Below are 8,304 nucleotides of genomic sequence, written 5' to 3'. Positions count from 1 at the left end.
GCCGGCGCATCGTTCACCGTGGACCCGAAGGGCCGCGTCAGCGAAAACCGGATCCACTTTTCCACACGATGCGCTAGAGCAGCCTCCTGGAGCCGCGCCGAACGATGCGAGGAAGCGAAGGATCGGACGGGTCCGGTCCTTCAGGTGTTCTCGATCGAGGCAGAGTCCGTCCGGCGGACCTGAGTCCACTGCGCCCGCCCGTGCGTGAGCCTCTTGTGCAGGTGGACCATCAGGACCGCGCCGAAAATCGGCGTGATCAGGTTCACCACCGGCACGAGCACCAGGGCCGCCACGACGGCGCCGGCGGCCAGCACGGTGCCCCGGTGCTCGGTGCGCAGGCGCGCCACGTCCTCGGCCGGCCGGAAGCGGCCGGCGGCGAGCTCGAAATATTCCCGGCCCAGCAGATAGGCGTTGGCGATGAAGAACGCCCCGATATTGATGCCCGGGATGAAGAACAGGAGCAGGGCGACGAGGTTCACCAGCAGGGACAGGCCGGCGAAGCGCATGCCGTAGAGAAGGGACGTGCCGAAGGGCAGGGCCTGGCCGGGCGGATCGGCCGGATAATCCTTGCGCTCCACGATCTCGGCCACGTCGTCCAGGAAATACCCCGCCACGATGGCGGAGATCGCCGGCAGCAGATAGATCAGGGCGACGAAGAGACCGAATCCAGCCAGGAAGAATGCGAAGCTGTCGATGATGGGATAGCTGGCGCTCAGGTCGTGGTTCGTGAGGAAGATGTCGAACAGCTTGGTCAGACCGAGCCACACCAGAACGAGCAGCGCCAGCGTCAATCCAATCGACTTCCAGAGAATGCGGCGCAGCGCGGGCGAGAAAACCTCGCGGGCCGCGGCGAAAACCGATTGGATCAGCATCTGTCGTTCGTCTCCTGACAAGGCATCCCTTGATCGGGACAGCGGACCTTACTTATGAACGACGTCGCCGCAAAGCGAGAGGTGGGGGCCATCGTGTCGTCTGAAACGTCGGGGAGCATGCCGGCCGATCCGGATGTGGCGATCGTCGGTGCGGGTAGCGCCGGGATCGCCGCGGCCCGACGCCTGCTGGCCGCGGGCCTGACCGTCACGGTCCTGGAGGCGCGCGACCGCTCCGGCGGGCGCACGGTCACGCGCCCCTTCAGGGGCCACCCGGTCGATCTCGGGGCCCACTGGCTTCACGCAGGACCGATCAATCCGCTGGTGCGGCTAGGATCCCTGCGTGGAGAGCCCCTGCGCCGGGCGCCGGCCAACGGGCACGTCTTCGTGCGCGGCAGGCCGGGCGGCCGGGCCGAGCGCGCGGCTCTCGACCGGGCCTTCGACAGGGCCGACCGGGCCATGACCCAGGCGGCGAAAGCTCGCGAGGATCAGCCGGCGGCGATGTCTCTGCCTCCCCTGGGACCGTACGGCCGGCGAGTGGCGGCCATCCACGGCCTCGTGTCGGGCCGGCCCCTCGACGAGGTCAGCCTGCACGACTTCCCGAGCATGGAATATGCGGACAACCTGTTCATTGCCGGCGGACTGGGCGCCTATCTGCGCCGCCTCGGCCACGACCTCCCGGTGCGGCTCGCCACCGCCGTCCATGCGATCGACTGGTCGGGACAGGGAGTGAGAATCGACAGTTCGGCGGGAACGCTCCGGGCCAAGGCGGCCATCGTCACGGCACCCATGGCGGTGCTGCAGCAGGGCGCGATCCGGTTCGCGCCGACGCTTCCCGACAGGGTCCGGGAAGCCGTCCACGGCTTCACGCAGGGTGTCTACGAACATGTGATCCTGCATTGGCCCGATGCGCCCTTTCGCGGTGCGGACAGGCTGGCGAGCCTGACGGGAACCCGTCGGCAGCCGCCGGGCCTCCTCACCCGAATCGACGGCACGCCGTTCCATTTCTTCGAGCTCGATCAGCCCACGGCCGCCGCCTTCGACCGGCGCGATCCCCATGGGCCGTTCCGCTATGCGCGCGAGGTGCTGGCCGAGCATTTCGGCCATCGGGCGATCCGGAATCTTGCCGCCGTGCATGTGACGGCCTGGCGGCACGATTCCTGGTCGCGCGCCTCCTGGGCCGTGGTGCCGCCGGGTCTCTACGCCATCCGCGACATCCTGAAGGCACCCGTCGGGGGCCGGATCTGGTTCGCCGGCGAGGCGCTCTCGCGCGCCCAGTGGGGCACGGCCGGGGGAGCCTGGGACGAGGGCGAGCGAGCGGCCGGGGAGGTCATCGCGCAGCTGCGCTGAGCCGGGTCAAGGCTCAGCCAATGCCGAATCCAGGCGTGTGCGCACCCAGGTCACGGCCTCGTCGAGAGAGGCCAGGACCGGGGGCGTCACGCTGAGCAGAGCGCTGCAAGGGCCGAAGCCGGCCTCCAGAAACCAACCTCCGGCCCGTTCCTTCCCGCCGACGGTCTCCTCCGGGGTCACCCAGCTGAAAACCGCCACCAGTTGCCCGTCCGCGAGGACGAGCTGTCCCTCGTGACTGCCGCCATCCGCCATGACGGGCATCGGCTGGAGAGTGATGTCATTCATCGTTCGCCCACCGGTCAGGATCATCGATCTTCGTTCTGAAGGCTGAGATAGGTCGAGGTAAACTCGCCGACCTTCTTGAGCCGGTCCCAATCGAGAATGGTCAACGCGTCACCCTGGAAACGGATCAGGCCTTCCTTGCGCAATTCCTGCAGCACGCGGTTCACGTGAACGGTCGAAAGGCCGAGCGTATCGCCGAGTTCCGCCTGGGTGACGGGGAGCTGGATCGTATCGCCGTCGGCCCGGCCGATGACCTTCAGGCGCAGGTACAGCTCGCAGATCAGATGCGCCATGTGGGCGGTGGCGGAGAGGCGCCCCATGGCGGTCAGCCATTCCCGGTGGATGGCGCCATCGATCAACGTATTGAGCCAGAGCAGCCTCGTGAGATGCGGATGCTCGTCGGTGATTTTCTCGAGGGTCGCATGAGGAACGAGGGCGATGCGGCAATTGGTGAGCGCCACGACCCCATGGTCCATCGTTTTCAGAAGGAAGCTGTGCAGGTCGATGAAGTCGCCCGCGACATGAAGCGCCGAAATCTGCCGGCGGCCGTTCGAGACGATCTTGTAGCGGGCCGCGAAGCCCTCCAGGAGCAGCGAGCTTTCCGCCGGGCGGTCGCCCTCCCGCAGGACGTCGTCGTCGGCCTCGACCACGCGAATGCGCGCAATGGCGTTCTCGAGGACTTTCTTCTCGTCGTCGGAGAGCCGGTCGTATGTCTCGAGCTTCAGAATGAGGGGATTGGTCATCAAGGCCATGCGGATAGGAACATCCCTGTTCTGGCCAATCTCCTTTCTCAGCCGCACTCACATATGTTTATGCTCACGGTGGATTTTGGTCGCACCGGTTCCGAGCCTACATCATCCGATCCGGGACAGAGGCTGGAACCGTCGCCTGGGTCGCGCGGGAGAACCTTCCGGCTCCCGTCAGAGCATGCTGGGCAGGACCCGGTCCGGCGGCTTGTGGCCGTCGACGAAGGCCCGGATGTTGACGATGACCTTCTCGCCCATGGCCACGCGGCCTTCGTGGGTGGCGGAGCCCATATGCGGCAGCAGCACCACCTTGCCCTGTTTGGCGAGCCTCACGAGCCGCGGATTGACGGCCGGCTCCTCCTCGAACACGTCGAGACCCGCTCCCGCAATGGCGCCGGCCTCGATGAGCTTGGTGAGCGCGCCCTCGTCGATGATCTCGCCCCGGGCGGTGTTCACCAGGATGGCGTCGGGCCGCATGAGCTTGAGGCGCCGGGCCGAGAGCAGGTGGTAGGTGGCCGGCGTATGCGGGCAGTTGACCGACACGATGTCCATGCGGGCCAGCATCTGGTCGAGGGATTCCCAGTAGGTCGCCTCGAGCTCGGCCTCGATCCTCGGCGGCACGTGGCGGCGGTTGTGATAATGGATCGACAGCCCGAACGCCTTGGCCCGCCGGGCCAGGGCCTGGCCGATGCGCCCCATGCCGACGATGCCGAGGCGCTTTCCCGTGATGCGCCGGCCGAGCATCCAGGTGGGCGACCAGCCGGCCCAGTTCCCGTCCGGAATCACCCGGGCCCCCTCCGGGATGCGGCGGGCGACCGCCAGGATCAGCGCCATGGTCATGTCGGCCGTGTCCTCGGTGAGGACGCCGGGCGTGTTGGTGACGGTGACGCCCTTGGCCACGGCGGCCGACACGTCGATGTTGTCGACCCCGTTGCCGAAATTGGCGATGAGCTTCAGGTTGGGGCCTGCCTGCTCCAGCACCGCGGCGTCGATCTCGTCCGTGATGGTCGGCACGAGCACGTCGGCGGTTTTCACCGCGTCGGCGAGCTCTTGCGCCGAGAGGGCCCTGTCCTCGAGGTTGAGGCGCGTGTCGAACAATTCGCGCAGGCGCGTCTCGATCACGTCGGGCAGGCGGCGGGTGACAACGACGACCGGTCTCTTTTTCATCGGCTTCAAGCGTCCCCAGCACGAGTGCCTGATCAGCCGAAGTGTGAGCGGTTCGGCGTTAAGATCAGGTACAATTCAATAAGTGAGAGCGTGATCGAACGCAAAACCGGTGGCCACTTTTGCTGATCACGCTCTAAAACCCGCGAAGTTTAAAGAGTTTCACGCTCTCTTAACTCTGCTTCGGCGATCAAAGGTGACGACCCGCCGCGTGGCGGCATCCGTCAAGCTTCTCTACCAGAGCCTCAACCCAAGACAAAGCCACTATCCGGGGGAACCATGCGCAAGATCGTCCTTGCCCTTGCTCTTGTCGGCCTGAGCGCCGCTTCGGCCCTCGGGCAGCAACAGCCGCCGGGCGGGCGTCTGGGCACGGGCCTGCCGGTGCCGCGCTATGTCAGCCTCAAGACCGACCGGGTGAACCTGCGCGAGGGGCCGTCCAAGGACCACAGGACCGCCTGGGTGTTCCAGCGGGCCGGCCTGCCGGTGGAGATCATCGCCGAGTACGAGACCTGGCGGCGCATCCGCGATTCGGAAGGCACGGAAGGATGGGTTCTCCACTCGCTCCTGTCGGGGCGGCGCACCGCGCTGGTGATGCCGTGGGCGAAGGGCAACCAGCCGCCGATCAGCCTGTTCGACAGGTCTGACGACAAGGGCAACCTGGTGGCTCATCTGCAGCCGAGCGTGATCACCAACATCAAGGGCTGCGACGGCAGGTGGTGCCACGTCACCATCGTGATGGACGGCGCCCGCGACGTGGACGGGTTCATCCAGCAGGAGAAGCTCTGGGGCGTCTATCCGAACGAGACCGTGGAATAGGCTCTTTGCGATTTATCAAGCTTTAGGACGCTAGAAGGAAACATCGTTTCCTTTAGCCCGAAAGCCTGCCTCGATGAGTCTCAACCTGAGTTTCAAGCTGCTGCCGATCCTGGCGCTCGTCCTCGGCATCGCGTCGATCGTCGCGCCACGCTTCCTCAATGTCTTCGTGGCGATCTTCCTGATCGCCTACGCGCTCGTGGGCTTCGGCTTCATCCGCTGACCGCATCGAACCGGTAGCGGTAGGAATTCGTCTCGCGCGTCTCGAAGCCCAGCCGCCGGTAGAGGCGGTTCGCGGCCTCGCGGGCGGGACGCGACGTGAGGTCGACGGTCTTGGCCTCCCGGCGACGGGCCTGATCCAGCGCAGAACGGACGAGGGCCTCGCCGATACCCCGGCCCCGGTAGCGCTCGTCCACCACCACGTCGTCGATGAAGGCCCGGGCGCCGGTCGGGGCCAGGAACCATCCGAGCGTCAGCATCCCGGCCACGTGCCCGTCGCAGCGGGCCAGGATGAGCAGGCAGGAGGACGAGGCAAGGATCGCGTCGAGATCCTCCCGGCCGAAGGCCTTCGGCGCTGAGGTCAGCTGGGCAAGCAGCCGGTTGACGGCCTCGACCAGTTCGTCCGTCCCGGCGGAAACGATCTCGATCTGCAACGCGCTCATCCCTGCACGCTCCTCCTTGAGCGAGTCTATTCCAGACGCAGGCGTCGGAGAAGCCTCGCCCCGAAGACGTTCACCGCCAGGCCCATGACGATCACGGCCCCGCCGACGGCCTCGATCGGGTGCATGGCTTCCCCAAGGATGAGAGCCGACCCCAGAATGCCCGCGACGGGCACGAACAGGGCGAAGGGCGTCACCGTGGCGGCCGGGTGGCGGGACAGGAGATAGGCCCAGATGCCGAAGGCGAAGATGGTGGTCGGATAGGCGAGATAGGCCACCGCCGCCAGGGTGCCGCCGTCGATCTGCGCCAGCGCCGCGAGGACCCGGTCGGGCCCGTCGAGCCAGAGCGACAGGCCGAACAGCGGCAACGGCGCCACGAGACTCGACCAGACGATGAGCCCCAGAGCACCGGACCCAAAAGTGGAAGGCACCTTCGGGATCCATCGGGTGCTCTTCTTCCTTGCTGGCGCCTCGTTCGGCGCGGACCCGGAGGGCCGCGTCGGCGAAAACCGGGTCCCCTTTTCCGCACGATGCGCTGGCATGTCGACCCGGCTGGCCCGCTTCGACACGATGTTGGCCACGCCCCAGGAGGCGGCGGCGATCACGGTCATCAGGAACGGGACGGCGCCCCCGCCGGTCATGCGCGGCCAGGCGATGAGCACGAGCCCGAGGCTCGCCACGACTCCGCCGATCACCTGATGCGGGCCGGGCCGTTCGCCCATGACGAGGGCCGCGAAGAGGATCGTGAAGAAAACCTGCGCCTGCATGACCACGGAGGCGAGGCTCGCCGGCATGCCGATGGCGAGCGCCGCGAACAGCAGCCCGAATTGGGCGACGCCGAGGAAGAACCCGTAGGCGACGACGTTGCGCCAGTCGGTCCTGGGCCGCGGGACGAAGAAGACGGCCGGGAGGGCCGCGAAGAGGAAGCGGAGCGCCGCGAGCAGCAGGGGCGGCGTTGTGCCGACCCCGAGCTTGATGACGACGAAGCTCAGACCCCAGATGGCCGTGACGACAAGGGCGGCGAGGCTATGGCTGAGCGGCATGTGTCAAGACCGGGAGCCGCTCACTGGGTGTCAGGCGGTGCGGGACCTTCAGGCGCCCTTGCGGCGCAGGCGAACGATCACCTCGACGCCGGCCACTTCCATGCCGTCCGGCGGTGCCGGCAGGTCAGCGACGCTGAGGCCGGAGGACGGCATGTCGACGAGTTCGCCCTCGTCCTCCAGGAAGAAGTGGTGATGCTCGGTCGGGTTGGTGTCGAAATAGGCCTTGGCGCCGTCGACGGCGAGCTGGCGCAGCAGGCCGGCTTCCGTGAACTGGTGCAGGGTGTTGTAGACGGTCGCCAGCGAGACCGGGACGCGGGCGCGGGACGCCTCGTCGAAGAGCATTTCCGCCGTGATGTGCCGGTCGCCCTTGCCGAACAGGAGCCAGCCCAGCGAAACGCGCTGCCGGGTCGGACGCAAGCCGACGCGACGCAGCTTGTCCCGCAATTCGGACACGGGGCACCCCTTCCGGGAGGCCGGAGCGGTGGTGGACTCGATATAGGCGGACAAAGGATCGGTCATCTGCGGAACTGAATGAGGGATGGGCGCTTCTAACATCACAATCATAAGAAAGCGAGAGGGTTACTGCAAGGCTGCCCTGCGATGACGGCTGAAACGCTCCTCGTACACGACCGAAGAATCCCGGCTCGGGTCCCTTGGATGGATGGCCAAGCCTGTGCTACCAGAGCCGGCAATCAGGTCTCGGGAATCCCCCGAGGCTGCCTTTTGTGACGACGCGATGAAAGGATCGGCATCCGGCATGGCCCGCCAGTCCAGCTTTACCTATGAAGAGCTTCTCGCCTGCGGGCGCGGAGAATTGTTCGGCCCCGGCAACGCGCAGCTGCCGCTTCCGCCCATGCTCATGTTCGACCGGATCACCTCGATCGGCGAGGATGGCGGCGCCTACGGCAAGGGCCACGTGCTGGCGGAGCTCGACGTGCGGCCGGATCTCTGGTTCTTCCCCTGCCATTTCGCCGGGGACCCCGTGATGCCGGGCTGCCTGGGGCTTGACGCCCTCTGGCAGATGACGGGCTTCTTCCTCGGCTGGGGCGGCTCCTCCGGACGGGGCCGGGCGCTGGGCGTCGGCGAGGTGAAGTTCAGCGATCAGGTACTGCCCACCGTCAAGAAGGTCGTCTACGGGGTCGATCTCAAGCGCGTCTTCCGCTCGAAGCTGGTGCTCGGCATCGCGGACGGCTGGCTGGAGGCCGACGGGCGCCGGATCTACGAGGCCAAGGACATGCGCGTCGGCCTCTTCCAGGCCGATGCGGCTGCGGGCGGCTAGGCCTTTTGGCACTGACTGAAGGGCAACCAACGTCCCATCGTATTGACAAAGCGTATTCTTTTTTAAAGAACCGGCCCTGCCGTGCCACGGCAGGGCCTT

The 8,304-nt window shown here is 66.7% G+C and carries 11 protein-coding genes; 4 read left to right on the top strand and 7 right to left on the bottom strand.

What is annotated here, in order from left to right:
* Window positions 1–140 precede the first annotated feature (140 nt).
* Window positions 141–872 (bottom strand): sulfate transporter family protein, encoded by a 732-nt coding sequence (locus KBI52_RS26100; RefSeq protein ID WP_210812226.1) that lies wholly within the window; start codon window positions 870–872, stop codon window positions 141–143.
* A 117-nt stretch (window positions 873–989) separates the two neighbouring features.
* On the opposite strand from KBI52_RS26100, the gene KBI52_RS26095 reads away from it, so the two are divergent.
* The gene (locus KBI52_RS26095; protein ID WP_247654667.1) at window positions 990–2,219 is read left to right on the top strand and encodes an NAD(P)/FAD-dependent oxidoreductase; all 1,230 of its coding nucleotides are present in this window, start codon (window positions 990–992) and stop codon (window positions 2,217–2,219) included.
* A gap of 6 nt (window positions 2,220–2,225) precedes the next feature.
* On the opposite strand, the gene KBI52_RS26090 is transcribed toward KBI52_RS26095, so the two are convergent.
* From KBI52_RS26090 to KBI52_RS26080, 3 genes are all read right to left on the bottom strand, one after another.
* The gene (locus KBI52_RS26090) at window positions 2,226–2,504 is read right to left on the bottom strand and encodes a hypothetical protein (RefSeq protein ID WP_247654659.1); all 279 of its coding nucleotides are present in this window, start codon (window positions 2,502–2,504) and stop codon (window positions 2,226–2,228) included.
* Between the two features lie 20 nt (window positions 2,505–2,524).
* The gene (locus KBI52_RS26085) at window positions 2,525–3,244 is read right to left on the bottom strand and encodes a Crp/Fnr family transcriptional regulator (RefSeq protein ID WP_210812225.1); all 720 of its coding nucleotides are present in this window, start codon (window positions 3,242–3,244) and stop codon (window positions 2,525–2,527) included.
* Between the two features lie 177 nt (window positions 3,245–3,421).
* Complete coding sequence (locus KBI52_RS26080) at window positions 3,422–4,414, bottom strand: D-glycerate dehydrogenase (RefSeq protein WP_210812224.1); 993 nt, start codon at window positions 4,412–4,414, stop codon at window positions 3,422–3,424.
* Window positions 4,415–4,690: 276 nt separating this feature from the next.
* On the opposite strand from KBI52_RS26080, the gene KBI52_RS26075 reads away from it, so the two are divergent.
* Together KBI52_RS26075 and KBI52_RS26070 are read left to right on the top strand one after the other, a co-directional pair.
* Window positions 4,691–5,227, top strand: coding sequence for an SH3 domain-containing protein (locus tag KBI52_RS26075; RefSeq protein ID WP_173948793.1), 537 nt, complete (start codon window positions 4,691–4,693; stop codon window positions 5,225–5,227).
* Between the two features lie 73 nt (window positions 5,228–5,300).
* A complete protein-coding gene (locus tag KBI52_RS26070; protein ID WP_173948792.1) occupies window positions 5,301–5,447 on the top strand; it encodes a DUF3096 domain-containing protein in 147 nt (48 codons plus the stop codon).
* Here the strand turns inward: KBI52_RS26070 and KBI52_RS26065 are convergent.
* The 3 genes from KBI52_RS26065 to irrA are packed head-to-tail and all read right to left on the bottom strand — an operon-like array spanning window position 5,437 to window position 7,445.
* A complete protein-coding gene (locus tag KBI52_RS26065; protein ID WP_210812223.1) occupies window positions 5,437–5,886 on the bottom strand; it encodes a GNAT family N-acetyltransferase in 450 nt (149 codons plus the stop codon). The two genes, KBI52_RS26070 and KBI52_RS26065, sit on opposite strands and share 11 nt — an antisense overlap.
* A gap of 26 nt (window positions 5,887–5,912) precedes the next feature.
* Window positions 5,913–6,926 carry an EamA family transporter gene (locus KBI52_RS33170; protein WP_247654658.1) on the bottom strand — a complete coding sequence of 338 codons (1,014 nt, stop codon included), beginning with the start codon at window positions 6,924–6,926 and terminating at the stop codon, window positions 5,913–5,915.
* Window positions 6,927–6,974: 48 nt separating this feature from the next.
* Window positions 6,975–7,445: an iron response transcriptional regulator IrrA gene (gene irrA, locus KBI52_RS26050; RefSeq protein ID WP_173948791.1), complete on the bottom strand. Its 471-nt coding sequence runs from the start codon at window positions 7,443–7,445 to the stop codon at window positions 6,975–6,977.
* A 238-nt stretch (window positions 7,446–7,683) separates the two neighbouring features.
* On the opposite strand from irrA, the gene fabA reads away from it, so the two are divergent.
* Window positions 7,684–8,205: a 3-hydroxyacyl-[acyl-carrier-protein] dehydratase FabA gene (fabA, locus tag KBI52_RS26045; RefSeq protein WP_173948790.1), complete on the top strand. Its 522-nt coding sequence runs from the start codon at window positions 7,684–7,686 to the stop codon at window positions 8,203–8,205.
* Window positions 8,206–8,304: the final 99 nt, after the last annotated feature.

The sequence above is a fragment of the Microvirga sp. HBU67558 genome, assembly GCF_018069605.1.
Taxonomy (GTDB): Bacteria; Pseudomonadota; Alphaproteobacteria; order Rhizobiales; family Beijerinckiaceae; genus Microvirga; species Microvirga terrae.
Note: the sequence above shows the minus strand (reverse complement) of the source record. Positions and strands in the feature narration are given on the sequence as shown.